Origin of the sequence: Pseudomonas abieticivorans, assembly GCF_023509015.1 — a bacterium.
GTDB lineage: Bacteria > Pseudomonadota > Gammaproteobacteria > Pseudomonadales > Pseudomonadaceae > Aquipseudomonas > Aquipseudomonas abieticivorans.
Genome location: NZ_CP094975.1, coordinates 2,249,879 through 2,276,592, shown reverse-complemented (window position 1 = coordinate 2,276,592; position 26,714 = coordinate 2,249,879). Strand labels below are relative to the sequence as shown.

Sequence of the window (26,714 nt, the reverse complement as noted above, 5' to 3'; positions counted from 1 at the left end):
AATGTTACGGCGCATTATGCGCTAGGCAAGCGGCGCCAGGCACTCAATCAACGCATCGCGCCAGTTAGGCAGGTGCACGCGCCACTCGTGCTCCAGCTTGTTGCAGTCCAGCCGCGAGTTCAGCGGGCGCGCCGCAGGGGTTGGGTAGGCGCTGCTGGGGATCGGTTCGAGGATCGAGCAGGGCTTATCCTGAGCCAGCAGGTGCTTGCCGATTTCCTGGGCAAAGCCGAACCAGGAGGTTTCACCCTTGGCGGTCAGGTGGTAGGTGCCCCAGGCGCCGGGATCGCCGTTGCGCCAGTGCTCGATGATTGTGCGGGTGCTGTCGGCGATGGTGCCGGCCCAGGTGGGCGCGCCGATCTGGTCGGCCACCACGCGCAACTCGGGTTTTTCCTGCAACAGGCGCTGCATGGTCAGCAGGAAGTTGCGCCCATGCAGCGAGTACACCCAACTGGTGCGCAAAATCAGATGCTTGCCGCCTACGGCGCGGATCGCCTGCTCGCCCTCCAGCTTGCTGCGGCCGTAAACGCCCAGCGGGTTGGGTTCATCGTCCTCGTTATAGGGGCTGTCCTTGCGCCCGTCGAACACGTAGTCCGTGGAGTAATGGATCAACGGGATGTCCAGGCTGGCGGCCTCCTGGGCGAAAATCCCCGGGGCCCTGGCGTTGATCGCAAAGGCCAGGTCCTCTTCGGTTTCGGCCTGGTCCACGGCGGTATGGGCCGCCGCGTTGATGATCAGGTCCGGGCGCAGGTCGCGCACGCGCTGGCGGATGCCTTCCGGCTGGCTGAGGTCGAGCTGGTCGCGGCCCAGCACGATCAGTTCGCCCAGATCTGCCAAGCGCAATTGCAGCTCGCGCGACACCTGGCCGAACTGGCCGGTGATGAGGATTTTCAAAGGGGCTTGGCTCATGGGAACAGGTCTGCCTCCAGCAGGGTCTTGCCGTTCTGATCCTTGGCCGACAACTGGGGCACGGTGTCACCCAGCTGCCAGTCGATGGCCAGTGTGGGGTCGTCCCAGCGGATGCAGCGCTCCGCAGCCGGGTTGTAGTAATCGGTGGTCTTGTACAGGAACTCGGCCGACTCGCTGAGCACCACGAAACCGTGGGCAAACCCTTGGGGTATCCACAGTTGCCGGTTGTTCTGCGCCGACAGGGTCACGCCTACCCATTTGCCGAAGGTCGGCGACTGCTTGCGGATGTCCACGGCAATGTCCAGCACTTCGCCAGCCGTCACTCGCACCAGTTTGCCCTGGGGGTTTTCGATTTGGTAATGCAGCCCGCGCAGCACGCCACGGGCCGAGCGTGAGTGGTTGTCTTGCACGAAGCGGTGCATCACGCCCGTGGCTTCGGTGAAAGCCTTGGCGTTGAAGCTTTCGTAGAAAAAGCCGCGCTCGTCACCAAATACCTTGGGCTCGATGATCAGCACATCGGGTATTTCGCAGGCGATCACGTTCATCGAGGCTCTCCCGCCAGCGTGTACAGGTATTGGCCATAGCCGGTCTTGCCGAAGTATTTGGCGCGCACCAGCAATTGATCGCGGTCGATCCAGTTGTTCTGGTAGGCGATCTCTTCCAGGCAAGCCACTTTCAGGCCCTGGCGATGCTCGATGGTTTGCACGTATTGCGAGGCGTCCAGCAGGCTGTCGTGGGTGCCGGTGTCAAGCCAGGCAAAGCCACGGCCGAAGCGCTCCACGCGCAGGTCGCCGCGGGCCAGGTAGGCGTTGTTGACGTCGGTGATCTCCAGTTCGCCGCGTGGCGAAGGCTTCACGTCCTTGGCGATCTGCACCACGTCGTTGTCGTAGAAGTACAGGCCGGTGACCGCGTAGCTGGATTTCGGGTTCTCGGGTTTCTCTTCGATGGACAGCGCGCGGCCGTCCTCGTCGAAGTCGATCACGCCGAAGCGCTGCGGGTCTTTGACCCAATAGCCGAACACAGTGGCGCCGCTGGCCTGGTCGGTCGCACGCTTGAGCTGGTCGCTGAAGTGCTGCCCGTGGAAGATGTTGTCGCCCAAAATCAGGCACACCGGGTTGTCGCCGATGAATTCTTCGCCGATCAGGAACGCCTGGGCCAGGCCGTCAGGCGACGGCTGCTCGGCGTAGCTGATGTGGATGCCGAACTGGCTGCCATCGCCCAGCAACTGCCGGTATTGCGGCAGGTCAGTGGGGGTGGATATCAGCAGGATTTCGCGAATGCCGGCCAGCATCAACACCGAGATCGGGTAGTAGATCATCGGTTTGTCGTAGATGGGCAGCAGTTGCTTGGAAACGCCGAGCGTGATCGGGTGCAGGCGCGTGCCGGAGCCGCCCGCCAGAACGATACCTTTAGTCATGCGATAAGATCCTTGGGTTCGGTGTTGCCCAGACGTTCGCCCTGATAGCTGCCATCCTGGACCCTACGGCACCATTCTAGGTTATCCAGGTACCATTGCACGGTCTTGCGCAGGCCGGTTTCGAAGGTTTCATCCGGCACCCAGCCCAGCTCGCGTTCGATCTTGCTGGCGTCGATGGCGTAGCGCAGGTCGTGGCCGGGGCGGTCGGTGACAAAAGTGATCAGGTCGGCGTACTGCGCAACCCCCGCGGGGCGCTTGGGTGCCAGCTCGTCGAGCAGTGCGCAGATGCCACGCACCACGTCGATGTTCTTCTGCTCGTTGTGGCCGCCGATGTTGTAGGTTTCGCCCACTTTGCCTTCGGTCACCACCTTGAACAGCGCGCGGGCGTGGTCTTCGACGAACAGCCAGTCGCGCACCTGCAGGCCGTTGCCATACACCGGCAGCGGCTTGCCCGCCAGGGCGTTGAGGATGACCAGGGGGATGAGTTTTTCCGGAAAGTGGAACGGCCCGTAGTTGTTCGAGCAGTTGGTGATCAGCACCGGCAGGCCGTAGGTGCGTTGCCAGGCGCGTACCAGGTGGTCGGACGCCGCCTTGCTGGCCGAGTATGGCGAGCTTGGCGCGTAAGGCGTGGTTTCGGTGAACAGGTCGTCCACGCCGTGCAGGTCGCCATACACTTCGTCGGTCGAAATGTGGTGGAAGCGAAACGCGGCTTTCTCGCCGGCCGGCAGCTTGAGCCAGTAGTCGCGGGTGGCTTCCAGCAAGCTGTAGGTGCCGACGATGTTGGTTTGAATGAACGCCGACGGCCCGTCGATAGAGCGGTCTACGTGGGATTCGGCGGCCAGATGCATGATTGCATGGGGCGCGAAGCGGGCCAGCACGGCGCTGACCGCTGCCTGGTCGACGATGTCGGCCTGGACGAATTCGTAACGGCTGTTGCTGGCAATGCTGCTCAGCGACTCCAGGTTGCCCGCGTAGGTCAGCTTGTCGAGGTTGAGCACTTCGTGCTCGGTGTTTTCGATCAGATGGCGAACCAGGGCCGAGCCGATGAAGCCGGCGCCGCCGGTGATGAGAATTCGCATGTCGGTATCCCTTCTTCCATACATGAACTGACAGTGGGCGTTTGCAGCATAGCTTGTTGAGTTGCAGGCCGGCGTGCAAGCGTGATTGGTCGCGTGGGGCGGTTTTTTAGCGTTGCCGGCTTGCCTAACCGCCTGGTCAATGGCGATATAGGCGTCTTATAAAGACAAGAGGTGCCCCATGCCGCTCTCCACGCTGATCAGCCGAGCCAGCCTGCCCAACCCTGAAGTCAGCCGCGAGGAGGCACAGCGCCTGCTTGCCGACTTGTATGGGCTGACGGGCGTGCTCACGCCCCTGGGCAGCCAGCAGGACCTGAATTTCCGTGTAGACGGGCCGCAAGGGTGCTTTGTGCTGAAAATCTGCCATGGCACCTATGCCGCCATGGAGTTACAGGCCCAACACGCGGCCTTGCAGCATCTGGCAGCAAAAGGCTTGCCAGTGCCCGGAGTGCGCGCGGCGCTGTCGGGCGAGCAATTGCTGTCGCTGGACCTGCACGGCAAGGCCATTCACATTCGCCTGCTGGACTACATCGAGGGCCAGCCGCTCACCAACCTGGTGCACCTGGGCCATGAATTACGCGCCGGCCTGGGGCACCTGTGCGCCGAGGTCGGCAAGGCCCTGGCCGATTTCGACCACCCGGGCCTTGCACGTACCTTGCAATGGGACCCGCAGCACGCCACCGGGCTGATTCATCACCTGTTGCCGGTATTGGCAGATCCCGAGCGTCGATCCCAGGTGGCCGAGGCCGCCGCAGAGGCCGAACAACGCCTGGCCGAACTGGGGCCGCGCTTGCCGCAGCAAGCTATCCACCTGGATATCACCGACGATAATACGGTGTGGCAGCGCAATGCAGCGCGCCAATGGCAGTTGCAAGGGCTGATCGACTTTGGCGACCTGGTCCGCACCTGGCGGGTGGCCGACCTGTCCGTCACCTGCGCGGCCCTGCTGCACCATGCCCAAGGCGATCCGTTCGCCATCCTGCCCGCGATCAGCGCCTACCAGGCCAGCAACCTGCTGGTCCGGGAGGAACTGCTGGCGCTGTGGCCGATGATCGTCGCCCGCGCCGCGGTGCTGGTGCTCAGTAGCGAGCAGCAATTGCGCATTGAGCCCGGCAACGCCTATATCCAGGGCAACCTGGCCCATGAATGGGAAATCTTCGACGTTGCCACTTCTGTGCCGTTCGCCTTGATGGAAGCCGCCATCGTGCAGGCGGGCGGGTTTGCACTCCAGGCGCCCGCGCCGAGCTATTCATTGCTGCTGCCCACGCTCAAGGCGGCCGACTTCGTGGCAGTCGACCTGGGCGTGTTGAGCGAGCATTTTGAGGCCGGCAACTGGCAGCAAGGCGCGATCGACGAGCAATTGCTGGCCGGCGCGGCCTTGAAAACCGGCCAGGCGCACTCCCTGTACGGGCAATATCGGCTGTCGCGTACCCGCATCGACAGCGCCGAGGAGCCGGACACCTGCGCCTTGCATGTGGAACTGCACCTGGCGGCCAATACCCCGGTGCAGGCGCCCTTTGCCGGTGTGCTGCGGCGTGCGGCCGATGCCGGGCTGTGGCTGCAGGGTGAACAGGTCAGCTTGCACCTATGGGGCGTGGACAGTGCCCTGGCGGGCAACACACCGGTTGCGGCAGGCCAGGCGCTGGGCGTGAGCCATGGGCCGTTGCTGGTGCAGCTGTGCCTTGACGAAAACATCAGCCCGCCGCTGTTTGCCACGCCATCACGGGCCGCCGCCTGGCTGGTGCTGTGCCCCTCGCCGCAGGCCTTGCTGGGCCTGGCCTGCGATGCCGCACCACTGGCGGATGCCGGCGAACTGCTGGCCCGGCGCGACGCCAGTTTCGCCCGTTCGCAAAAGCACTATTACCAAGCCCCGCCACAGATTGAGCGCGGCTGGCGCAACCACTTGATCGACATGCAGGGCCGCTCCTATCTGGACATGCTCAACAACGTCGCGGTACTGGGCCACGGCCACCCGCGCATGGCCGCCGAAGCGAGCCGGCAGTGGTCGCTGCTCAATACCAACTCGCGCTTCCATTACGCGGCCATCGCCGAGTTTTCCGAGCGGCTGCTGGCCCTGGCGCCGGCAGGTTTTGACCGGGTGTTCCTGGTCAACAGTGGCACCGAGGCCAACGACCTGGCCATCCGCCTGGCCTGGGCCTACAGCGGTGGCCGCGACATGCTGAGCGTGCTGGAGGCTTACCACGGCTGGTCGGTGGCCACCGATGCCATTTCCACCTCCATCGCCGACAACCCGCAAGCCCTCAGCACCCGGCCCGATTGGGTGCACCCGGTCACTGCGCCCAACACCTACCGGGGCGAGTTCCGTGGCGCTGACAGCGCGCCTGGCTACCTGCGCAATGTCGACGCCACCCTGGCGCGCCTGAGCGAACAGCAGCGGCAGGTGGCCGGGTTCATTTGTGAGCCGGTGTACGGCAATGCCGGGGGTATCTCGCTGCCAGCGGGTTACTTGCAGCAGGTGTATGGCAAGGTTCGGGCAGCGGGCGGGGTGTGCATCGCCGACGAAGTGCAGGTCGGTTATGGCCGCCTGGGCCATTATTTCTGGGGCTTTGAAGAGCAGGGCGTGGTACCGGACATCATTACCATGGCCAAGGGCATGGGCAACGGCCAGCCGCTGGGCGCGGTCATCACCCGTCGCGAAATCGCCGAGGCGCTAGAGGCCGAGGGTTACTTCTTCTCGTCAGCAGGGGGTAGCCCGGTCAGCTGTCGCATTGGCATGGCGGTGCTGGATGTGATGAGCGAAGAAAAACTCTGGGAAAACGCCCGATGGGTCGGCGATCACTTCAAGGCGCGCCTCGAAGGCTTGATCGCACAGCATCCATTGGTGGGCGCGGTGCATGGCTCAGGCTTCTATCTGGGCGTGGAGTTGGTGCGCAACCGCGACACCCTGGAGCCGGCCACCGAGGAAACCGCCCTGCTGTGCGAGCGCCTGCGTGAGCTGGGCATTTTCATGCAGCCGACCGGGGACTACCTGAACATCCTCAAGATCAAACCGCCGATGTGTACCACCCGTCAGAGCGTGGACTTCTTTGTCGACTGCGTTTCTCGTGTTTTGGGTGAGAATGTTTAGTCGATATATATCGATATTTTGTGGTGTCTGGTTCGCGGATAAATCCGCTCCTACAGGCGATATAAGTACCTGTAGGAGCGGATTTATCCGCGAAGGCGTCTCCATGGCTGGTTAAATATCCCTTCCAATACCGATATTTATCGGATATAAAGCCTGCACAATTCGAGCATCCCTATGCAGGAGGTTTTTCCATGAGCCGTACCGTTTCCGTCGCCGCCACCCAGATGGCCTGTTCCTGGGACCGCCAGGCGAACCTCGCCAACGCCGAAAAGCTGGTGCGTGAAGCCGCTGCCAAAGGCGCGCAGATCATCCTGATCCAGGAGCTGTTCGAAACGCCTTACTTCTGCCAGAAGCCGAACGCGGACTACCTGCAACTGGCCACGCCGACCGAAACCAACGCGGCCATCGAACACTTCCAGGCCATCGCCAAAGAGCTGCAAGTAGTGCTGCCGATCAGCTTTTTCGAACTGGCCGGCCGCGCACGCTTCAACAGCATCGCCATCATCGATGCCGATGGCAGCAACTTGGGCGTGTACCGCAAGAGCCACATCCCGGACGGCCCGGGTTACCACGAGAAGTATTACTTCAACCCGGGCGATACCGGCTTCAAGGTCTGGAACACCCGCTACGCCAAGATCGGCGTGGGCATCTGCTGGGACCAGTGGTTCCCGGAGTGCGCGCGCAGCATGGCCCTGCAAGGTGCGGAAATTCTGTTCTACCCCACTGCCATCGGCAGCGAGCCGCACGACAAGAACATCACCTCGCGTGACCATTGGCAGCGCGTGCAACAAGGCCATGCCGGTGCCAACTTGATGCCATTGGTGGCCAGCAACCGTATCGGCAACGAAGCGCAGGACGGTTACGACATCACCTTCTACGGCTCCTCATTTATCGCCAACCAGTTCGGCGAAAAGGTCCAGGAACTCAACGAAACCGAAGAGGGTGTGTTGGTACACAGCTTCGACCTCGATAAACTGGAACACACTCGCAGCGCCTGGGGCACGTTCCGTGACCGCCGCCCCAACCTGTACAGCGCCATTAAAACTCTCGACGGTACCCTGGAGTCCTGATACGCCATGACCACACTGACCAGCACACCCCGCGCCGACGGCTTCCACATGCCCGCCGAATGGGCGCCGCAAACCCAGGTCTGGATGGTTTGGCCCGAGCGGCCAGACAACTGGCGCCTGGGCGGCAAGCCGGTGCAGGCCGACCACGTGACCTTGGCCAAGGCCATCGCCCGCTTCCAGCCAGTGACCGTGGGCGTTTCTGCCGGGCAGTACGACAACGCACGTGCCCGCCTGGACATGCCCAACATCCGCCTGGTTGAAATGAGCAGCGACGATGCCTGGGTGCGCGATACCGGCCCGACCTTTGTGATCAACCAAAGCGGCGAAGTGCGCGGGGTGGACTGGGGCTTCAACGCCTGGGGTGGTTTTGATGGCGGCCTGTATTCGCCTTGGAACCGCGACGAGCAGGTGGCCAGCAAGGTCCTGGAGATCGAACGCTCGCCGCGCTACCACACCGAAGGCTTCGTGCTGGAAGGGGGCTCGATCCACGTCGACGGCGAAGGCACCCTGATCACCACCGAGGAATGCCTGCTGAACCGCAACCGTAATCCGCACCTTTCCCGTGCGCAAATCGAAGCGGTATTGAGCGCGCACCTGTCGGTGGACAAGATCATCTGGCTGCCCGATGGCTTGTTCAACGATGAAACAGACGGCCATGTGGATAACTTCTGTTGTTACGTACGCCCGGGTGAAGTGTTACTGGCCTGGACGGATGATCCCCAAGACCCCAACTACCCGCGTTGCCGCGCGGCGTTGAATGTATTGGAAAGCACCACAGACGCCAAAGGGCGCTCGTTTGTGGTGCACCGTATGCCAATTCCTGGGCCGTTGTACGCCACCGAGGAGGAGTGCGCCGGTGTCGATCCTGTGGCGGGTACCCAGGAGCGTAACCCCTCGGTGCGCTTGGCCGGCTCCTACGTCAACTTCCTGATCGTGAACGGCGGCATCATCGCCCCGGCCTTCCAAGACCCGCGTGATGACGAGGCTAGAGCGATCCTGCAGAAGCTTTTCCCCGAACATGAAGTGGTCATGATCCCCGGCCGCGAAATGCTATTGGGCGGTGGCAACATCCATTGCCTGACCCAACAGCAGCCTGCGCCAGCAAAACGATAAATAAAGTTTCACCTAAGGCCCGTCCACTGGACGGGTTTTTTGTATCCGTACGGACAAGGTCCCATGGCTGGCACAGCTTTTGTATCGTAATCGGCGCCTTAAATGATCAGAGGGTTTATTCGTTCTGTCATCTAGCTTAGGTAATTTAGCCGCTCACGAAACCGGGGAATAAGTCCGTATGAACGCAGTCAGTGAGCCGGGTTCGCCTTCGTCCTTGATCAGCGGCGAGTCAATGCAAATGCTCGCGCAATGGTTGAAATGCAACGGTGGCATCAAGGTGAATAAATCCGACCCGCATCGCCTGATACTGGATCGCTACCCCGAAGGCCTGCTCAGCCGGGCCGAAATCGAAGCACTGCTGGGCAGCTTCCATCACTAACTACAATCAGTCATGACGACTGATCAGGGGAGGCATGGAGCCTCGCTCCCATCCAGTCGGCCAACGCGCTTGAATTGACACTCTTGTTACCCCCCCGCTAGGATTCCGGCCCTCGCCTGTGGCCAACAGCCACCTGCTCGGCACCACACTGCCTGCTGCGACCTTCGCACGCGGGCTTTTGTGTTTGTTTTTGGGGACGCCGGGTAGGCCGCACAGAGCGACTTAACCAGCAATAAGGAAAATAAGATGTTGAATAAAAGTATCGGTCTGCTCGCCTTGGGCCTGCTGAGTGCCACTCAAGCAATGGCCAGCGAACAAGACGATGCCAAGGGCTTTGTCGAAGACAGCCACTTGAAAGTGCTGTTGCGCAACGCCTACATCAGCCGTGATTACAAAAACGGCCCGGACGACAAGGCTGAGTGGGGCCAGGCGTTCATTGGTACCTTCACTTCCGGCTTTACCCAAGGCACCGTGGGCGTGGGCGTTGATGCCTTCGGCCTGTATGCCAAGCGTTTGGATGGCGGCAAAGGCGACGCGGGTGCCGGCGGCATCGACTTCTTCAAGAAGGGTGACAATGGCGAGGGCTCGGCGGCCAGTGATTTGGCTCGCGCTGGCGCCGCAGTCAAGTTGCGCATCTCCAACACCGTGATCAAATACGGTGACCAGATGCCGGTACTGCCGGTGCTGAACTACGACAACAGCCGCCTGTTGCCGGAAAGCTACAACGGTACCTACATCACGTCCAACGAGATCAAGGGCCTGGAGCTGAACGTCGGCCACTTTACCCAGGAAGTGCAAAAGAGCACCGAAAGCCACGACAGCGGCCGCTTGAAGCGCCTGGATGTCTATGGCGGCAGCTACACCTTCACCGACAACTTCAAGGCCTCGCTGTACGCAGCCGACAACGAAGACGTCATGAAAAAGCAGTACCTGGGCGCGACCTATGTAATGCCGTTCACCAAGGACCAGTCACTGACACTGGACTTCAACGGCTACAAGTCCGAACTGGATGCCCAGTATGCTGACAGCCTGAAAACAGGCACCAGCAACACCATCTGGAGCCTGGCAGCCACCTACGCAACCGGCCCGCACTCGTTCACCGTGGCGCACCAGCGCAACACCGGCAGCACCGGTTACAACTACGGCGGCTACCAGCGCAACGGCGGCACCGGCGACGGTGGCAATACCATCTACGTAGCCAACAGCTACTGGTCGGACTTCAACGGCGAAGACGAGCGTTCCTGGCAGCTGGCCTATGGTCTGGACTTCGGCGCCTACGGCGTACCGGGCCTGACCTACAAAGTGGCCTACGTACGTGGCGACAACATCAGCGTTGGCGATGCCACCAATGGCACCGAGCGTGAGATTTTCAACCAGTTCCAGTACGTGGTTCAGGAAGGCGTTGCCAAAGACCTGACCGTGCGCCTGCGCAGCTCGATCCTGCGGGTATCGAACAACGTTTCCGACTACAACGTAGGCGGTAACGAAGTGCGTGTGTTCGTTGATTACCCCATCAACGTGTTCTGATTCTGGCTGCATGAAAAAACCCCGCGCTGCGGGGTTTTTTTTGGCCATGGGTTTCCATCCTGCCCCTAGAAGAAGCGGTGGGTGGATACATTTCAGAAAGGATACGCAGGGCCGGGGAGGGGGTTCTGGATGAAAAATTCTTTATGAGTGGCTGAGTGACGGGCACAAAAAAGCCGCTCTAGGAAAGCGGCTTGTTTGTCGGGCCACAATCAGGGATCGCGACCCGTAACCTCGTAGGTACTACTAGCGTGTGAGGTGATGGTACAGCTTTGCTGCCATAGCCACCACCCAATCAGTCGCCGTTCACGCTCCTGGAAGAGCCCTAATTGTTACCAGCTTTTGCGCTTTACACTTCCCGGAAATTTCCCACGCGTAAGCTTGATACCCTCTTGCCGCCAGCAGCCGTTAGCGTCTATGGCGGGCCTTTACGGCTCGGGTGTAGGGCCCCGGCTCGGTTCTCATCGTAAAGCCCAAAGCTGGATTGCCTCCAGGTACTACTAGCGTGGTGCCCTCCCTGCTGTGAGGCCGAGAAGCATCAGGCGAGGCAGTCCTTTCGAGGACAAACAGTATGCAAGCTTTCAAACGCGTGCTGCGTGTCGCGATTGCTTCCATCAGCGTGTTTCGCGCCTGGGAGTACCTTCGTGACCGCTTCGACGACCTGTAAGGGTTGAAGAAGAAAGGCTCCGCCTTCGGGTGGGGCCTTTTTTGCGCGCGTGTGCGGCCTGTCAACCGGCTCCGCGCGTACTGGCCATGCAAACTGATCCGCTTTTTTCTCTAGTTTCTGAGTCTGTTACGGATCAGCCTGGAAGGCGCACAGTAACCCCATCGCAATACCCGTGTTTACCCAACAGGAGTCAACGCCATGGAAGAGTTCGGGGTAAAAGAGCTGATCAAATTCTCAAGTTACGTACTCGTCGCCTGCGGTGTGTTCTTTGCCATCTCCATGACGGTCTGAGCCGCCTTGGCAACACTTTGTGTGCAATTCTACGGCGGCGCGCTGCTGACATAATGCCAGTACCGTCTATGCTCACCTCCATACGAAACCGATTGGTAGTAATGGCAGGAAGCAGATGAGAATTTTGGTGACCGGGGCCACAGGCTTTCTCGGCAAGGCGGTAGTAGAGGCCCTGGCCCTGCAACCGGAGTATCAAGTGCAGGGCGCCACCCGGGCGGCGAAAGCCGCCAGTACCCTGAGCGTGCCATTGATCGCAGTCGGGGAATTTGCCGCCAGTACCGATTGGTCGCAGGCCCTGCAGGGGGTGGACGTGGTTATCCACACGGCTGCCCGCCTGAATGTCGCTGTGAATAAGGGGCAGGACCCACTTCCCGAGTTCCGCCGGGTCAACACCCAAGGCACGCTCACCTTGGCACGCCAAGCCATCGCGGCGGGCGTAAAACGCTTTATCTTCATTAGCACGGTGGGGGTGAACGGCGGCTACACCACTGGCAGCCCTTTTAGCGAGTTATCCACAGCCGCACCCGATGGTGACTACGCCCGCTCCAAATTCGAAGCTGAACTTGGCCTGCATGAAATCAGCCAAGGCACCGCCATGGACATCGTTGTCATCCGCCCACCGATGATCTACGCCGCCAACGCTCACAAAAGCTTCCCGCGCCTGCTCAAGCTGATCGCTTCCGGCATGCCATTGCCTTTCGCATCCATCGACAACCGCCGCAGCATGGTCGCGGTGGAAAACATGGTCAGCTTCATCCAGCAATGCATCAGCCACCCGGCGGCGGCGAACGAGCTGTTTCTGATATCAGATGGCGAAGATATTTCAACCGGCGAAATGATCCGCCAACTCGCCGCAGCCCTTGGCCGCAAAGCCAACCTGGTACCCTTCCCGGACACCCTGATGCGCATCGGCGCAAGGCTGGTGGGCAAAGAAAACTACTACCTCACCCTATGTGCGTCGTTGGAAGTGGACTCCAGCAAATCCCGCACCCTGCTCAACTGGGCACCCCCACTCACCGTGGCGCAGGCCATGCAAAAAGCCGGCGCAGACTATCGGCGCCTCAGCTGATTGGGTTGCTCACGCCTTCGATCTGCCGCTTCACCTGCATCGGGTCATCAATGCCCTGGAACACCAGGTCGCTGATGCCACGCCCGGTGATCCGCACCGTGCCGTAACCCAACAGGCGGCCCATCACCGTCTGCTCCAGGTCCACGGTCTCGATCGACGACAGCTTCATCTCATCGGTGGTACGGCTGATAATCCCGCGCTTGTGGATAACGCGCTTGTTGGTCACGCCGTTCTCTTGGCAGCGCAACGCCAGCCACTTGTAGATCGCCACCGGCGAGAGGATGCCCACGGTGATGATCGCCAAAAACACCCAGAACCACACGCCAACCCAGGCAAGCCAGTGGAGCTTGAAGATGGCTTCGATCTGCTCGCCGGCAGAGAGGGAGGATTGGATGTAGGTGGGTTTGGACACGGGGGCGGTTTCCTGTGGAATATTAGGCCGCACTTTAGCATTTGATCGCCTTGACGGGAGCGCCCGGAAAAAAGGAGCGGCTCAAGGCTTGGCTTGTATACCTACCATTTGCAGAGAAGACGAGCCATGGCCGATAGGGCATGGCTCAATTGGTTAAGCTTTGCCGTTGAGAGCTCGAATCGCCAAGGTTTTTAGCGATTCGAATTCCTCTACTTCATGGGCATCAGAATCCATGCTTTTGATACAGGCAATGATTTCGTCAGTATTTTCACTATTCAGGCGAGCATTTTTGATAAGCGCCTTTGCGCCATCTTTTTGAGTTTCGCGCGCGTTGCCGAAATCCAGCGAGTCCAAATCCAACATATTTACCTTCCATTTCAATGGCATTTATCCGCGCTGGCATTATGCCATTTATTTGGTGTTTTTTTGTGGTTGGCGGCGCAGGTGCTGAGTAAAAGGTGCGGTTCATCCATCAGGCTGAAGCTCCCGGTGACGTAGGTTCTAGCCTGATGGGTGGCTTCGTCATTGGGTTTGGTTGGCTGATTCCACGGAGCACAGTTGGATTGCGCCGTGCGCTTTGTGGGAGCAGGGCTTGCCTGCGATGAGGGCCGCGTTGGCGCATTGCCGGCGTGCCCTGCGCAATAGCGTTGCCGCCTCAGTTAAGTGCTTGAGCAATGGCTGAACTGGCTAGTGCCAGCCGCTCGGTCAACGGGTCTAGCAGGCATTTCATCTGGTCAGCGTCGAGCTTGTCGGTGTGGGCGGCGTCTAGCAGTTGGGAGACCAGTGTGAAGGCGGCGTTCAGATCGGAGAGTTGCTGGATGGCGGGGGTGATTTCTTGGAGTTCTGTTCCCAGGAAATTGAGGGCTTCGATAGAGGTTTCGATTTCTAATGTGGCGTCGGGGTCGGCGAGGTATTGGGAGAGGTGGGTAACCACTGCGGTTACTCGGGATTCTGCGGTCATTTTTTTGCGGCTCCAATGAGATGGCGATGACGGTGGGTCGTCGGGGTCATTTGCCGTGGAGTGTAAAAGGGCGGGGTGGAACGGATGCTAAGGAGTACTTAGTCTGGAGGGGCGCTTTGCCAATGCCTCACGTTTAAGGCGCAAAGTCAGATCAGAAATCTCTGGTGTATGGCCGTAGAGGATTTGGGAAAGGGCTCTGCGAGCGAAACCGAGTCGACGGGCGAATTATGGGATGTTTGTATTCAGTGCAGGTAGCACGTCTTCAAGCGGAACTTCGCCAGAAAGAAACGGGTAGAAAAGCTCCATGTGAATGCTCTTAAAAGTCCGCTTCAACTAATGTACTAATTGAAGCGAACTAACGACTTATTTACAGCAGTTCGTCAATGCTGTCCCGCAGGAACTCCCATGCATATAACGCACGAGAAGCTGCCCACAGAAAGCTCAGTATGCGCAGAATAATTTTCCACATACCTTGGCCTCCGATCAGGGTGGCCAAGCCTCCAGCGTGCTTACCGGAACACGTACGCCTTCGGACGGCTTGCAGGCACGTTCGGTGAGGTGGCCGGGCGGAGGGCCCGCTACGTTGAATCCGGCACGGATTACTAGCCCGTGTTAGCAGGGCAGAAATCAATGCGTGGACCAGGCCAAATCACCGTTCGATCAGCAAGGGAGCGGGCACATATTAGCGTGATTGCTATTAATGGCCAGATTAAATAGGCGAATAAATCATAACTAAGTATTTCGATGCTGTTTCTTGGGTTTGTATATTTGTGCACATTTGTTCAAGTATGTATTACTCAGTGGGGCAGAGTCTCCGGATATATACCGCAATGGTTGACATGTTTTCCAGTTTTCCCTATCTTGGCATTGCTTGCAGGCGCGTTCGATGTGCCGTGACAGCAGTGACTACTAACCGCTGTTGTCGAAAAATCCGTCTCTTCCCAAGGCGGATTTTTTTTGCTTAGGATTTGGGGATGAAGCAGGGCGTGGCGTTGACGGGGCGGGGCTCTATGCGGTTAAGCGATGCTCCCGTAGGGGCTTGGTAAGGGTCAAGGCGATACCGCTGGGGGCAAACACCCGCGCCCGGGCACGGTTCTCCAGCTATGGTCAGTGGCCATAACCCACTCGAAGCCGACGCTCGCGACCGGTGGGAGGGCCAATGCGCTGTCGGCGATCTTACATGGGAGGATTTTTGGAGTTCACCGCGCCCACAGAGTCGTGCTCGTTGCTCGCCCAACGCAATACTGGCCGAAGTGCCCGGCTTCCATCTTTGTTCGAGTATTTAAAAAGCATACGTGGAGGCGATCACCGGAGCGTTTTATCGAGTAGTCGTAACCAACGCGAAAAAAACCACGATCAGCCCCAATAGATGTATTGAGTGCGATCTCGACCACGCGGCTGTTTAACGGATCGTAGTGGACAATTCCTTCAAGGTCTGGGAGCCATACGCACACAATCTCCGTTGCGTCTGGGGCTGCAAAACTTTCAAAGTATCTGCATCGCAGCGCGTCAACGTCTTCCAAAGTTAGCCCATTCGCCTCAAGACAGGACGAGTCTACTGTTATAAATTTCGCAGGGTGCTCGTCGCGAGCAGATTGAAAACGCTTTCTCAATGCCACATTTTTTATCACGCCACTAAGCCAGGTCCGCCGAATATCCACGGCAAAGTGCCTGACGTTCGAAGAAGGAGGGGTTTCGCCGTTGGGTAGGCCAAGTTCGTAGAGCTCAAATGACAAAGAAATTGCGTAATCCATTGCCGTAGGTACGGGGCGGTCAGACTTGAATGTGTTGATCCTTAGCCGTTCCAAAGCAGGGGACTTAGCTAAAGCAAGGGCTAGCGTAGGCTCTATGTTGGCGCTCATGGCCGCAGCTCGAAAACAGCTATTCCATAGGAATCTCGGAGCGAAATACCCTACCAGGCTTCGCCAGATCGGTCCCAATAGTGCAGTGATTACTGGACTTAGAAGTTTCACCCAAACCATTTGCATGTCGCGTTCTCTGTGGTTTTGTACTGAAGCTAGTGAAAGTGGTGTTATTTAGCAATCCAATTATGATACGTCGATCTTGGCGTCATGGCCCATCTTGCTCTGGTGTTCTGTAAGTCCGTTACGGCGATATACCCCGCGCCGAGTTATCGCGGGAGGCTGCGTTCCAATCCAGGGTTCCATGGCCAGCGTGGACCGTGGACAGCCTCAAACGCATCCGCGACTGCATTTCGGACTACGACCTCGCAGATATGCAGTGGAGGCAGCATGGCGCCACATATTCGCGCGTTCCATGCGTACAGCTGCAGCGCTTCCTCTGCGGCGAACCCGGCAGAGTGGGCGGACTTTTCGTAAGTTGTCATTCGCAGAGGGGATAAGGCGGATCGGAGCCTGTCGACAACCTGCATTGACATCGCTTGCTCACGACCTTAAAGTTTTCCCACTAGCCACGGGAACGCGGGCGAAAGCCTTCCCCCGAGGACACTCGAAACAGCAAAGAAACCTGCCATTTTTGGCGGGTTTTTTTGTTTCTGGCCGTCCGATTGCGTGCTGGAGCCCGGCCCGCATGGCTCGTCTTGGGGCAGCATGATAAATACCCTTGAATGCGGGTCAACGAAGGGAATGTAGGCAAATATTCCTGAGCACGACACTGCGGGTTGCGTCATAAGCGATTTGGGGCCGATTTGGGGCCAGTTCAGCACAGCGGCTTTTTCGCTTGAGATTTTGGGGGAGTTCGGGTTTCGTATTGTGGGCAAGCCCGGCTCCCGCATCGAAGGGGCCTAGTAAAATGTGAGCATGTGCTGTGCTCGGTACGTAGAGTTGCGAGCGACACACGTAAACTCTGAGTTGTGTAAAAACCAACCGTTTGTAGGCTTGCCCAAATGAGGTTTTTACTTCATTGTAAAGACTAATGTCATTACAATGAGGGTCATCCCATGGCGTCAATCAATGTCCGTATCGACGACGACCTCAAGGCGCGTGCTTACCACGAGCTGGAAAAGCTCGGCGTCACCCCTTCTGAGCTGATGCGCCAAGCCTTGCAGTACGTAGCAGAGCGCGGTCAGCTACCCTTCAAGCCCGTCCTGATGACCGAGGACGATGAAGCGTTGGTCGCAACAGTGCGCGAGCGGCTGGCTAATCCCCAGCGGGTTAAGGTTTCACTAGATGACTTATAGCCTCGAATTCGATGCGCGGGCGTTAAAGGAGTGGCACAAATTGGGGGATACCGTGCGCCAGCAACTCAAGAAGAAGCTGGCCACGATTCTGGTCAATCCGCGCATTGAAGCCAACCGTCTGCATGCCTTGCCCGACTGCTACAAGATCAAGCTTCGCAGCAGCGGCTATCGGCTGGTTTATCAAGTGATCGACCAGGAGGTCATGGTGTTCGTGGTGGCCGTCGATAAGCGGGAGCGTGAGCAGGTTTATCGCAAAGCGGCTGAGCGGTTAAGTTAGCGAGTACGCAACGTATAGGGGGAAGCCCGCCGAGTCAGGCTGTGTGGAAATGCGAGCATGATTACGGGAGTGGGGCTCCGTAGCATTCAGTGGAACGCGATTGCGGCACCAGGAATCGAAAAATTTTCTAAGTATTTGATTTATATATTTTTTATTTATATGTTATGAGCAGTCTATCTCTAAAACTATCCCGGTACTCGGGGATGGCTAAGCATTGATAGAGGGGGAAAACCAGAGTGGGAGCGATTGCCCTCAGTGCATGGCTGCCTCTCATGCCTTTCTGAATCTGTGGCTCGTTCTCCAACTACCGTAAGCGACAGCCAACTACGAAAGGCTGCCACTGCTAGAAGGCCGCTATCGGCCGATTGTATTGAAAAAGTCGGTTCTTCCAGGCTGCGCATCTACGCGAAATCTGAGCCCGGGAACCCTCTGATCATCGCAAAGATTTCAAGCTCAGACGCGTACTTTTCTGCCGTGGAAACCATGGCCGACTTTTTCAACACAATCGGCCACAAGCGGTCAGCCAGCGTCCGAGTTCAGGTTGGGTTCGATGCGCGCTATTGAGTGCGTTCGTCATTACATGATGGCATGATTGAAATATGCCGTTTCGTGTTGCTGCAGACGGGGAGCGAGTAGGTTAATGGATGAGTTCAATAGGATAGTTGGATGAAGATCAAGCAGATCAAAATTACCTGTGTCGGTGGTATCGATGAACTTGTTTTAACGTTCGATGATCACATGAATATTATAAGCGGGCCTAACGGAATCGGAAAAACAACCATTCTTGAGAGCGTCGCTCAGGCATTTGCTGGCTATGAAAGCAACCTCTTGAAGCGAATGGTAGGCTCTGAGTGCGGGAGCGTTACCACTTTCGTTGATCCTGGTAATGGCGAAATCGAAGAGCGAACTTATAAAATATCCCAATTCAGTCCAAGAAAAAATGAAAATACACACCCTGTCGAACACTATATAAAACAGCATATTTCTTTGAAAGTTGCTCGAACATTTACGTACGTAGCACTGGACTCCGTTTCTCGGGATGCGGACAGAGACCCTTACACCACATCAAGCAGCAACAAATACGGCGTAAATCTGACCGAAGTTAAAAGCTGGTTTGTTAATCGATATCTTTACTCAGCTCATCCGGGCGCCCTTTCAGATGTGCGAATGCACAATTTCGAAAAGGCGAAGAATTTTTTTTCATTACTGCATAAGGATTATCTATTCAGTAAAGTAGATGCCGGAACTAACGAAATAATGGTAAGCACTCCCGCTGGAGAAATTTACTACGAGTATCTCTCTTCCGGCTTCAAATCGTGCCTATCTATATTGTTCGGGATAGTTAAGGAAATAGAATACCGCTTTGCAGAATCAGGCATAAGACTGGATGAGTTTGAGGGTGTGATTCTGATAGATGAGTTGGAGCTTCATCTTCATCCTGAATGGCAGGCAAAAATCTCTACGATCCTAGTCCAAGCATTTCCAAATGCGCAATTCATAACTACGACTCATAGCCCGCATATTATACAGGCAGCAATGCCAAATCAGGTCGTGGCTTTACATTACACAAATGGGAAGATTGAGAGAAAATCGCTCCCATCGAGTGAGTATGGCTACCAAGGGTGGACGGTGGAGGAGGTTTTAACGGATGTTATGGGGCTTGGTGATACCCGTACAGCGGTATACCAAAACGCTATCCAAAGCTTTCAGCGAGCCGTAGATGAAGATAACTATAAAGCTGGGACTTTAGCGTTCGAGGAACTTGAGAAGCTTCTGCATCCAGAAAACAGTCTTAGAAAGCTTCTGTCGTTTCAGCTTGGCGCTATCAAGGGGTGAAGTAATTGATAAAATTGGAGCGTCAACCTAAGCCTGAATATTTATCTGCATCAACCGTCACAGAGCTTACTGAAAAATTTAAAAGCGATGGCAGTGGCGTATGGAATCACCCACAGATAAAAGCCCCATTACTAGCCTCAAGCCACGAAAAATGCGCATTTTGCGAGTGTTCTATATCAGACGAGAGCAAGTACATGGAAGTTGAGCACTTCAAGTACAAAAATTTATACAAAGATCATGTTGTGGATTGGGATAACTTGCTTCCCTCCTGTAAAAGGTGCAATATTTCCAAAGGAATTCATGATGTGGGCAGCGATCCGATAGTTAACCCTTATGATGTTGATCCAAGGCATCATATTTCCTTTAAACTCTACCAGTTCAAAGGCAAAGACAAAGTGGGGAATACGACTATTGAAGCGCTGGATCTTAATAATTCAGATCGATTGGTATTCAAGCGTTTTGAGGTTGGAGAACAGGTTTTTAGGTCTGTACGGGTTGCCGTTGACAGGCTGGACGCGTACAACCAGTCCAATACAGCGATAAGGAAGAGCAAGCTACTCAACATAGTGGAAACCATCCTTAACGAGTGTCAGCCTAAAGCAATTTACGCAGCCACTACCGCAACAGTAGCTTTAAATGATGAGGATTTCATGGGGGTCATATCTCAACTACAAGCACTTAATTTGTGGGAAGACTATCTTGAGGCCAAACTATCGGCTGCACAAGATATTGCATTTCAACAGCCTTAGTTATTGACTGCATCAATCAACCCGGCCTACACCTCCATACTTATATAAGGCCTCACTTCTGAGGCTTTATATAAGCAAAGCACCGATAAAGTTTATTTTCTCCAGATATCCTGGCTAGCTTCGTAAGATATCTCGCCAGCGCTAACTAATGGTTATGGCTAGACCGCCGCGCTCGGCGGCAGGCAGCTATGGGGTCGAAAGAAACCATTCTGCGGCTGAGGATTAAGTTGACTGACAGCAAGACTAGTGATGGTCTATATTAATTTTTTATGAAGGACTGCTTTCGGCCAAAAGCAGCCATTTAAACTGCCTTCAGAAATGTGGGCCGTTCATACCGCCATTCGAACCGGGCTCGTAAATCACTTGAGAAGCTCATTTCTTTGATTTCTTCTCACTTACGCGCGGTCTAACATCAACAAAAACCTCATAGATAGTTTTTGAGGAGTCAGTCATATTCGGAATAAGTGGCTCTTTGTTTTTGTCCAATCGGGCATCAAACACTAAAAGATAACCAAGATGAGAATCCCTGTTGCCCATGTAATGCTGAATCTGTCCTTCACCCGCGGCTGCATAGTTACTAGGGTAGCCAAAACCACACATCTTCAACTCCACGATAACGGATAGACCGCCATCCACTTTTAGGTAAATATCCAACCGACCAGCACCGGTGTCCAGTTCTTCATAAACTGAAATCCTATGAAGAAAACGAGCTTTCAAAAAAGTGTGAAACAAATCCTGAGCACGCTTTTCAGGGTGGGACACCCATTTATAGTCTTCTTGGGGCTGAGGGCGGGACCAAAAAACCATCCGCTTTTCGCCAGATATAAAATTTGAAAATTCGTGAAACGCATCAATAAGCTCCTCACGAAAAATTGGCCTTGCAACATCGACATTCGACGCAACAACTGAAACAACCCCACCTAGCTCAAGAGCTCTTTCACGAAACTCCAAAATAGTGGTTCGGAGTGGATTACCTACTTCAACTTTCTTCAGCGCCTGCATAAAAATGGATAAAGCTCCACTTGAATCGCCAGCTTCGAGGAGAGACTTTCCATGCGCAAATAATATCCCTGGAAGATTGCCATGCAAAGCAATTTGTTCTTTAGTGAAAATTGCTGCATCGCCCCATGCTTCAGAGTCCCAGAGCACCTGTAAAAGCTGGTCCCGCGCATCTAAATTAAGCGGCTGGCCAGCTAATATCTTTCTAAGCCAAATGCCAGCACGGTCAAGCTTTCCATCTCTTCTCAACACCGTAACTATCGCAGACATAGCAGGATACTTCGCTTCGGGGCTAGCCTTCTCGCGATTTAGGCGAATAACTACCGACTCCAGCCTACGAAGCCTCGTTGTAGAGTCAAGACTCGGATCTGATATCGCAATGGCAACTTCTGATGCTGCAATGAGATTTGAATTTCCGGACTCATTCGCTCTGGCGCGAATATCTTCAGCAGAAGCAGAATCGAATTCACCGAATAATGCGTGAATTTGCCGAACGAGAGCGTATTTTTCTGAGGAGATATCTCCCTCCAAGCTTATAGCTTCAGAATTTAAACGCTGAGAAAGCTCTATATCTGAACACTTTTCCGCCAGAATCGAAGCAAGACTTAATGAGGCAATCAGGTCTCTTTTTGCTCCGACAACCCCCTTTAATAGTGATGCAGCCTGCATCGCGGCCTCCAACGCAGGATTGAAAGAGCGCAAGTTATAAAGTTGAGTAGCTAAGGAATGGTATATTGATGAGCGCAGGGCATCCGCCATCAATCCATTAGCCGCGATAACATCCAGCATCTTATTTAATTGTTCTACTGCCGCAACCGGCCCATCGAACTCGAGAAGTTTGGATAGAAGCAAAATACTAGTAGCAGCCTCGCGTTTGTCTCCTGCCTCAAGAAACGAATCAATAGACATATGCGCAGCTCTGATTGCATCAGCTCCAGGCGTCGGCAATGCATTAGCTAAATTTCGCCAGATCCAAGCTCGATCAGAGGAAGAAAAAGAATCAGCCGATTTTAGTAGCTCTGTCCACATTGCGATAGCAGTTTCGATCTCGCCTCTTTTGAAGCAAGCGAAAGCAATAGTATTCGTGAATTTTACACTTTCCGCCGGGTCTTCAATCCCCCCATCCAAAATTGCCTGAGCATCAACTTCAGCGTCATCAAATTTATTTAAAGAAGCCGCAACAGCCATACGACTAATACGAACTTCTTTCTCAGACTCTGCAGACAAAACAAGAACATCGATACGCTGAAGCGCTTCAAGGAGCTCTAACGGCAATACCCCAAAGAATCCCAGACCGCTTCTTCCTTCAAGGATAGCAGCAGCGCCTAAGTTGTCCCCTAAATCAATAAGTCGATGAATCTCAGTTGCCAAATCGAGAGGCCCCTTTTTAAGGGCCCCATGTATTGAAAGGTTAATTCGCTCCGCGAACTTGGTATCAACTGATGTGAAATCGTGCAACGTCTCTTGTCGCCCAATCAACCGTCCGGTACGCAGATCAAATACAGCAGTGACTTTTACGTCTGCCGAAGGTAATTCTTGAACCAAATAGCCTTCAGCTTCCAATCTTGTACGAATTGAATTCGCCACCAAGACCAAACGCTCTCCTAAAGTGAGATCGATGGGCGTCACCCTTTCGGCGGCCTCAGCTGCAGACTTCGCAATGGCGGGAGTGGATACTGAATCCCCCGTTACCGCGCATTTAACTGAACCATCTAACTGCTCGGTGAGCGTCAGCTTCGCAGGTGGGAGAGGCTCTCCTACCGAGCTAACTGCAAATCGGATAAAAGGGAGCGCTGGTTCGTCCGATACGGTAAGGGTCGACATCGTTGAGGCCCGCAAGAATTTTTCCGACTGTAGCGCTCATACCGAAATTAGTTAAGCAAATTCGTGTCAGTCGTCCTTGATTTTATAGATATACCCCACCATTTGAATCCACAGCCGATTGCCCATTGCCGCCACCGGCAGCTATGAGTCGGTTGCTGCCCCTCAACATGCAGCTTTCGGCCCAGGCTGTGTAAAAACGTAGGCACCGTTTTGAAGTCTGCGTTGCTACGTAAAATCTGCCGGTGCTTGGTTAATCAGCAGACCTTAAATTTGCGTAGGAACGCGATTTCTGTTCTGGTTCTGACCGTCAAACCTGCTCTAGAACGTTTTTACACAGCCTAGACCCAAAGCTGCCGGTGGTGATAGGCAGAAACCGGCCAGGAGCGGACGCTCGTCGCTACGCAGCTTTCAATTCAAATTGGCCAGTCGACGCAGTCAGGAAATCAGGGGCAGTTCGGTAATGGGGCCTTAGCCAGGACCATGAAGAACATTGTCGGCATTGTTGCCACTCCGCCGTCTACGTAAGTCTGGACTGGATGCAGAAAAATACTAATAGCTTCAATTGAAAGAAGGCAGATAGACATCATCGCACCGGGATTGGTAGCCTCTGCCCCCCTTCTCATGATGACTGATGATGGACAATCCACTCATGGACTTGAAAATTTCTGAACAGAGCGCCACCACCAGAGGTAAGCGCCATGCGGAAATATTACTCGGAACCAAAGAAGCACGACCTTTGCTAACGGCGCTGAGGCAAGGGATGCTGTTGGAGATAACCTTCGGTGAAAAGCGCGTAGCGACCAATGAAGAAATCGTTACGTGGGCACTAAAAAAATATCAGGATAACGCCTTATTAGGAGATATTTGCCAGGCGATAATGTATCTGAGAGAAGACTACGTGACTTCCTCCGACCAGTTGCCGACGGGTAAAGCTGCGTTCGAACAGATGTATGCGCTTGAGCACTACCCGATTCCCGAGTTCTTTTTTGTGTCTACCGACTATGAAGATGAATCCGTAGGTTTTCTGTTTCAAAGAGAGGCCCTGAAAGGTGGGGGGCGAGTTTACTCTGTAACTGGGTTTAATTTGCGCGACCTTGGTGAAAAAGTGACGAGATTTGAGTTCAGGGTTAATGCAGTGAATCCGGAACCCTTTGTGTCGCGAATGAGCAGTAACGGCTGGACTCGGGTCGGCAAAGATGTATTTAGTGAGGATAGCTATCTTGACTTGGCGTTTAAATGTCTGACTGCATACTGCAATTACAAATATCCGCGAATTGACACGGATTGTATTATTGACGATCGAGTTTCAAAGCAAAAGGATAATGATTACCTAGTCAACCTGATCTCGGAGGGGTTCAAAGGGTCAGCTCAATGCACACGCATCAGTCTTCCGATCAGTCGTATTCGACCACGTGACATTGATTACACACTCAGCATCCCTGAAATTGAAATAAAGAGCTTTATGCGTAGAGTCGCCGAATGGGGAGCCCCACTCGCTGAAATTCTACTGTATGAGGAGAACGGCCAGCTAATAATGGACGATGACTACGTAGTTTACTGCGCTTATAGGGCCTTGGAAGTCAAGTCTATCAAGGCAGTAGTTATCGGGAATTTCGACGAGTCTGACATAAAGGTCCTTGATAGGGGGTACGGCGAGTTAATTCCACCAATAATAGTGAATAGAAAAACTAAAGATGCACCAAGGCAAATCCTCTCCAAAGAGGATAAGTTAAACCAGAAATTATTGTCGCTGGTTCCGGACGGTAGTTCAAAAAGTGCAATGAAGCGGAAATTTACGGATTTTTGCCGCCTTTTAGGTCGAGATTCCACACTCGAAAAAGACCTTCACAAATTCATTGGGGATAATCCGCAAATATTTGACTGTCACTTCGGGCGAATGCACATGGAGGTGCCCATTGGCGACTTCAGGGCAGATATGGTCTTGGAGTACGAGCAGTCACATAGGCGAATATTATTGGTTGAATTAGAAAGGCATGTGGATCAAATATTCACGAAAGATAACCGTTTGCGTAGCAAGGTCACCCATGCGGGCCAGCAGGTCGAAGATTGGATAGGCGAAATTAGAGCTGGGAAAAATAACGTACCCGACTGGCTTACAAGAGAGTATGTCGTTGAAGGTGCAGTAGTGATCGGTCGTTCAAAAAACCTAACTCTTAAGCAAAAAGAAACGCTCCGAGTAATCAACACCAATCGCACCATTAAAATTATGACTTACGATGACCTTTTAGAACAGATGATGAGATTAATATCGATGCTCTGACAGGGGCGAATACTGCAGAGCGCTCTGCTGGCGTCTAGCCAAGACCCGCTTGCGCCTACAGGTGCCCGCGTCACCGCCTCCTTGCAACCTTTGCGCGCAACTCACCTCCGTTCACGAGGGGCAGCTTTGGGTCGGAAGCTGCCGGTGACAACCGACCGCTATCGGCCGAGGCTGTGTAAAAACGTTTTTGAGCGCGACAGGTACTCAAAACCGGACTGAAAATCGCGCGTCTACGCGAAATCCACATCTGCTGACGTGCCGATAAATTTCAGATTTAACGTAGACGCGCACACTTCAATTTTGGCGAAGCGTTTTTACACACTCTGGACCAAATGCGGAAGTTTAGGGTAGAGAAATAAATCCACACCCTTTACTCTAAAGCTTCAGAAGCTATCGGGCAGGAACTCCCTGAGACCGAGGACCACACTGCAGCTATCGATAGCTTGGTTTCGATTTAGCCAGCCGCTAGGCTGCTTGGAGAAAATTTGGAAAATTATGAGGATATGATCGTTATTTTCCTAGACATTTTAGGATCTAGGGAGATGAGTTCCTTTGAAGAAAAATACAAGATTCACCGGATATTCCATGAGTCAGTGAAGCAGAGCCAGGATCTTCAAGACACCAAAGAAAAAGAGCATGTCGCCTATACTCGAAAGCTATTTAGTTTTTCTGACTGCGCTTACGTATTTTATAAATACAAGCCTGACGTGGAAGATTCAAGGAAGGACTTAAGCAAGCTATTTCAGGTCGCATTATTTAATACTTCATTAATGACGCTACGCCTACTGAATGAAGGGTATCTTGTCAGAGGCGGAGTTACATATGGAAGTGCTTATTTTGATGAGCTAAGTTTCTTCGGACCTGCTGTAGAGGAGGCCTATCTTATTGAGTCAAAAAAAGCAGTGACACCAAGAATTTTAATCGATCAACGTTTTGGCGAAAAAATTTTTCTACATGAGAAGAGGATTTATGGGGAGGTTTTTGGCCCATCTTCTCCGCACTACAATTTTTTACCCAAAAGATCGTATATCCCTACGATAGTTTCCCCAGATCAATCTGAGTATATTCTGAATGTACTTTATATTTTGGAAATGGAAGGCAGCATTCAACTTGGCAATGCGTTAATTGCGCATTGCGAATTGAAGGATAATGTTACGTCCAATCTTTTAATCAAGATAGAAAAGCATAAGGAAGACCCTAACATTACCAGAAAACTTCTATGGAAGAAAAACTACATCGAGTCCTCTATGTTGAGTCTTGAATCTGAAAGAAATAGTTTTACCCGGCTAGTCTAACAAGTCGCCCAGCTGGACGCTTTTGGCACGGATGAAAGCCCAATTTTTACAAAGGGGTAGCAAATTTGTTCTCTCTACTCTAAACGTCCGCTAAGGGTCGAGGCTGTGTGAAAACGCATGAATCGTTTTGCAGTCTGCTCTGCTATGTAAAATCTGCCAGCGCTTGGTTAGTCAGCAGACCTAAGATTTACGTAGGAGCGCGGTTTTCGTTCCGGTTCTGACTGCCGAACGCACTCTAAAACGTTTTCACACAGCCTGGGTCGTTAGCTGTCCTCCACGTAGAGCAGCTATGGTCCGTCATCGTTTACTCGTCCCCTCGT

The 26,714-nt window shown here is 54.4% G+C and carries 21 protein-coding genes; 12 read left to right on the top strand and 9 right to left on the bottom strand.

What is annotated here, in order from left to right; genetic code table 11:
* Nucleotides 1-21 precede the first annotated feature (21 nt).
* The 4 genes from rfbD to rfbB are packed head-to-tail and all read right to left on the bottom strand — an operon-like array spanning nt 22 to nt 3,402.
* A complete protein-coding gene (gene rfbD, locus L9B60_RS10165; RefSeq protein WP_249678360.1) occupies nt 22-906 on the bottom strand; it encodes a dTDP-4-dehydrorhamnose reductase in 885 nt (294 codons plus the stop codon).
* Nucleotides 903-1,451: a dTDP-4-dehydrorhamnose 3,5-epimerase gene (rfbC, locus tag L9B60_RS10160; RefSeq protein WP_249678359.1), complete on the bottom strand. Its 549-nt coding sequence runs from the start codon at nt 1,449-1,451 to the stop codon at nt 903-905. Before rfbC ends, rfbD begins: the two co-directional genes overlap by 4 nt.
* On the bottom strand, nt 1,448-2,323 hold the full coding sequence (rfbA, locus tag L9B60_RS10155; RefSeq protein WP_249678358.1) for a glucose-1-phosphate thymidylyltransferase RfbA: 876 nt from the start codon (nt 2,321-2,323) through the stop codon (nt 1,448-1,450). The genes rfbC and rfbA overlap by 4 nt, the downstream gene beginning before the upstream one ends.
* Entirely contained in the window at nt 2,320-3,402 is a 1,083-nt protein-coding gene (gene rfbB, locus L9B60_RS10150) for a dTDP-glucose 4,6-dehydratase (protein WP_249678357.1), read from the bottom strand. Before rfbB ends, rfbA begins: the two co-directional genes overlap by 4 nt.
* Before the next feature lie 178 nt (nt 3,403-3,580).
* On the opposite strand from rfbB, the gene L9B60_RS10145 reads away from it, so the two are divergent.
* The 6 genes from L9B60_RS10145 (at nt 3,581) to L9B60_RS10120 (ending at nt 12,600) form a co-directional block, all read left to right on the top strand.
* Nucleotides 3,581-6,487, top strand: a complete 2,907-nt coding sequence (locus L9B60_RS10145) for an aminotransferase (protein ID WP_249678356.1) — start codon at nt 3,581-3,583, stop codon at nt 6,485-6,487.
* A 191-nt stretch (nt 6,488-6,678) separates the two neighbouring features.
* Nucleotides 6,679-7,557, top strand: a complete 879-nt coding sequence (gene aguB, locus L9B60_RS10140; RefSeq protein WP_249678355.1) for an N-carbamoylputrescine amidase — start codon at nt 6,679-6,681, stop codon at nt 7,555-7,557.
* Nucleotides 7,558-7,563: 6 nt separating this feature from the next.
* Nucleotides 7,564-8,670, top strand: a complete 1,107-nt coding sequence (gene aguA, locus L9B60_RS10135; RefSeq protein WP_249678354.1) for an agmatine deiminase — start codon at nt 7,564-7,566, stop codon at nt 8,668-8,670.
* A gap of 178 nt (nt 8,671-8,848) precedes the next feature.
* Complete coding sequence (locus L9B60_RS10130) at nt 8,849-9,049, top strand: hypothetical protein (RefSeq protein WP_249678353.1); 201 nt, start codon at nt 8,849-8,851, stop codon at nt 9,047-9,049.
* A 246-nt stretch (nt 9,050-9,295) separates the two neighbouring features.
* Nucleotides 9,296-10,576, top strand: coding sequence for an OprD family porin (locus tag L9B60_RS10125; RefSeq protein WP_249678352.1), 1,281 nt, complete (start codon nt 9,296-9,298; stop codon nt 10,574-10,576).
* Between the two features lie 1,070 nt (nt 10,577-11,646).
* Complete coding sequence (locus L9B60_RS10120) at nt 11,647-12,600, top strand: NAD-dependent epimerase/dehydratase family protein (protein ID WP_249678351.1); 954 nt, start codon at nt 11,647-11,649, stop codon at nt 12,598-12,600.
* Here the strand turns inward: L9B60_RS10120 and L9B60_RS10115 are convergent.
* The 4 genes from L9B60_RS10115 to L9B60_RS10100 form a co-directional block, all read right to left on the bottom strand.
* On the bottom strand, nt 12,593-13,012 hold the full coding sequence (locus L9B60_RS10115; RefSeq protein ID WP_249678350.1) for a PH domain-containing protein: 420 nt from the start codon (nt 13,010-13,012) through the stop codon (nt 12,593-12,595). The genes L9B60_RS10120 and L9B60_RS10115 overlap by 8 nt on opposite strands.
* 153 nt (nt 13,013-13,165) lie before the next feature.
* Nucleotides 13,166-13,375 (bottom strand): hypothetical protein, encoded by a 210-nt coding sequence (locus L9B60_RS10110; RefSeq protein ID WP_249678349.1) that lies wholly within the window; start codon nt 13,373-13,375, stop codon nt 13,166-13,168.
* A 292-nt stretch (nt 13,376-13,667) separates the two neighbouring features.
* Nucleotides 13,668-13,973 (bottom strand): hypothetical protein, encoded by a 306-nt coding sequence (locus tag L9B60_RS10105; RefSeq protein ID WP_249678348.1) that lies wholly within the window; start codon nt 13,971-13,973, stop codon nt 13,668-13,670.
* A 1,199-nt stretch (nt 13,974-15,172) separates the two neighbouring features.
* Nucleotides 15,173-15,835, bottom strand: coding sequence for a hypothetical protein (locus L9B60_RS10100; protein ID WP_249678347.1), 663 nt, complete (start codon nt 15,833-15,835; stop codon nt 15,173-15,175).
* Between the two features lie 1,058 nt (nt 15,836-16,893).
* Between L9B60_RS10100 and L9B60_RS10095 the strand changes: the two genes are divergently transcribed.
* The 4 genes from L9B60_RS10095 (at nt 16,894) to L9B60_RS10080 (ending at nt 19,995) form a co-directional block, all read left to right on the top strand.
* Nucleotides 16,894-17,133: a type II toxin-antitoxin system RelB/DinJ family antitoxin gene (locus tag L9B60_RS10095; RefSeq protein ID WP_093425410.1), complete on the top strand. Its 240-nt coding sequence runs from the start codon at nt 16,894-16,896 to the stop codon at nt 17,131-17,133.
* Complete coding sequence (locus L9B60_RS10090) at nt 17,123-17,410, top strand: type II toxin-antitoxin system RelE family toxin (RefSeq protein WP_093425407.1); 288 nt, start codon at nt 17,123-17,125, stop codon at nt 17,408-17,410. Before L9B60_RS10095 ends, L9B60_RS10090 begins: the two co-directional genes overlap by 11 nt.
* A 666-nt stretch (nt 17,411-18,076) precedes the next feature.
* Nucleotides 18,077-19,246, top strand: coding sequence for an AAA family ATPase (locus L9B60_RS10085; RefSeq protein ID WP_249678346.1), 1,170 nt, complete (start codon nt 18,077-18,079; stop codon nt 19,244-19,246).
* Between the two features lie 5 nt (nt 19,247-19,251).
* On the top strand, nt 19,252-19,995 hold the full coding sequence (locus L9B60_RS10080; protein ID WP_249678345.1) for an HNH endonuclease family protein: 744 nt from the start codon (nt 19,252-19,254) through the stop codon (nt 19,993-19,995).
* Nucleotides 19,996-20,367: 372 nt separating this feature from the next.
* Here the strand turns inward: L9B60_RS10080 and L9B60_RS10075 are convergent, their stop codons facing one another.
* Entirely contained in the window at nt 20,368-22,818 is a 2,451-nt protein-coding gene (locus L9B60_RS10075) for a tetratricopeptide repeat protein (RefSeq protein ID WP_249678344.1), read from the bottom strand.
* A 649-nt stretch (nt 22,819-23,467) separates the two neighbouring features.
* Here L9B60_RS10075 and L9B60_RS10070 point away from each other — a divergent pair.
* Together L9B60_RS10070 and L9B60_RS10065 are read left to right on the top strand one after the other, a co-directional pair.
* A complete protein-coding gene (locus L9B60_RS10070; protein WP_249678343.1) occupies nt 23,468-25,099 on the top strand; it encodes a Shedu anti-phage system protein SduA domain-containing protein in 1,632 nt (543 codons plus the stop codon).
* 542 nt (nt 25,100-25,641) lie between these two features.
* Nucleotides 25,642-26,394, top strand: a complete 753-nt coding sequence (locus L9B60_RS10065) for a hypothetical protein (protein ID WP_249678342.1) — start codon at nt 25,642-25,644, stop codon at nt 26,392-26,394.
* The last annotated feature ends 320 nt before the right edge of the window (nt 26,395-26,714 follow it).

Coding starts and splice junctions, on each gene's coding strand:
- L9B60_RS10085 (WP_249678346.1), top strand. CDS start 18,077: ATGAAGATCAAGCAGATCAAAATTACCTGTGTCGGTGGTATCGATGAA.
- L9B60_RS10090 (WP_093425407.1), top strand. CDS start 17,123: ATGACTTATAGCCTCGAATTCGATGCGCGGGCGTTAAAGGAGTGGCAC.
- L9B60_RS10130 (WP_249678353.1), top strand. CDS start 8,849: ATGAACGCAGTCAGTGAGCCGGGTTCGCCTTCGTCCTTGATCAGCGGC.
- rfbB (WP_249678357.1), bottom strand. CDS start 3,402: ATGCGAATTCTCATCACCGGCGGCGCCGGCTTCATCGGCTCGGCCCTG.
- L9B60_RS10120 (WP_249678351.1), top strand. CDS start 11,647: ATGAGAATTTTGGTGACCGGGGCCACAGGCTTTCTCGGCAAGGCGGTA.
- aguB (WP_249678355.1), top strand. CDS start 6,679: ATGAGCCGTACCGTTTCCGTCGCCGCCACCCAGATGGCCTGTTCCTGG.
- rfbD (WP_249678360.1), bottom strand. CDS start 906: ATGAGCCAAGCCCCTTTGAAAATCCTCATCACCGGCCAGTTCGGCCAG.
- L9B60_RS10110 (WP_249678349.1), bottom strand. CDS start 13,375: ATGTTGGATTTGGACTCGCTGGATTTCGGCAACGCGCGCGAAACTCAA.
- L9B60_RS10125 (WP_249678352.1), top strand. CDS start 9,296: ATGTTGAATAAAAGTATCGGTCTGCTCGCCTTGGGCCTGCTGAGTGCC.
- aguA (WP_249678354.1), top strand. CDS start 7,564: ATGACCACACTGACCAGCACACCCCGCGCCGACGGCTTCCACATGCCC.
- L9B60_RS10070 (WP_249678343.1), top strand. CDS start 23,468: ATGGACTTGAAAATTTCTGAACAGAGCGCCACCACCAGAGGTAAGCGC.
- rfbC (WP_249678359.1), bottom strand. CDS start 1,451: ATGAACGTGATCGCCTGCGAAATACCCGATGTGCTGATCATCGAGCCC.
- L9B60_RS10095 (WP_093425410.1), top strand. CDS start 16,894: ATGGCGTCAATCAATGTCCGTATCGACGACGACCTCAAGGCGCGTGCT.
- rfbA (WP_249678358.1), bottom strand. CDS start 2,323: ATGACTAAAGGTATCGTTCTGGCGGGCGGCTCCGGCACGCGCCTGCAC.
- L9B60_RS10065 (WP_249678342.1), top strand. CDS start 25,642: ATGAGTTCCTTTGAAGAAAAATACAAGATTCACCGGATATTCCATGAG.
- L9B60_RS10100 (WP_249678347.1), bottom strand. CDS start 15,835: ATGAGCGCCAACATAGAGCCTACGCTAGCCCTTGCTTTAGCTAAGTCC.
- L9B60_RS10145 (WP_249678356.1), top strand. CDS start 3,581: ATGCCGCTCTCCACGCTGATCAGCCGAGCCAGCCTGCCCAACCCTGAA.
- L9B60_RS10075 (WP_249678344.1), bottom strand. CDS start 22,818: ATGTCGACCCTTACCGTATCGGACGAACCAGCGCTCCCTTTTATCCGA.
- L9B60_RS10105 (WP_249678348.1), bottom strand. CDS start 13,973: ATGACCGCAGAATCCCGAGTAACCGCAGTGGTTACCCACCTCTCCCAA.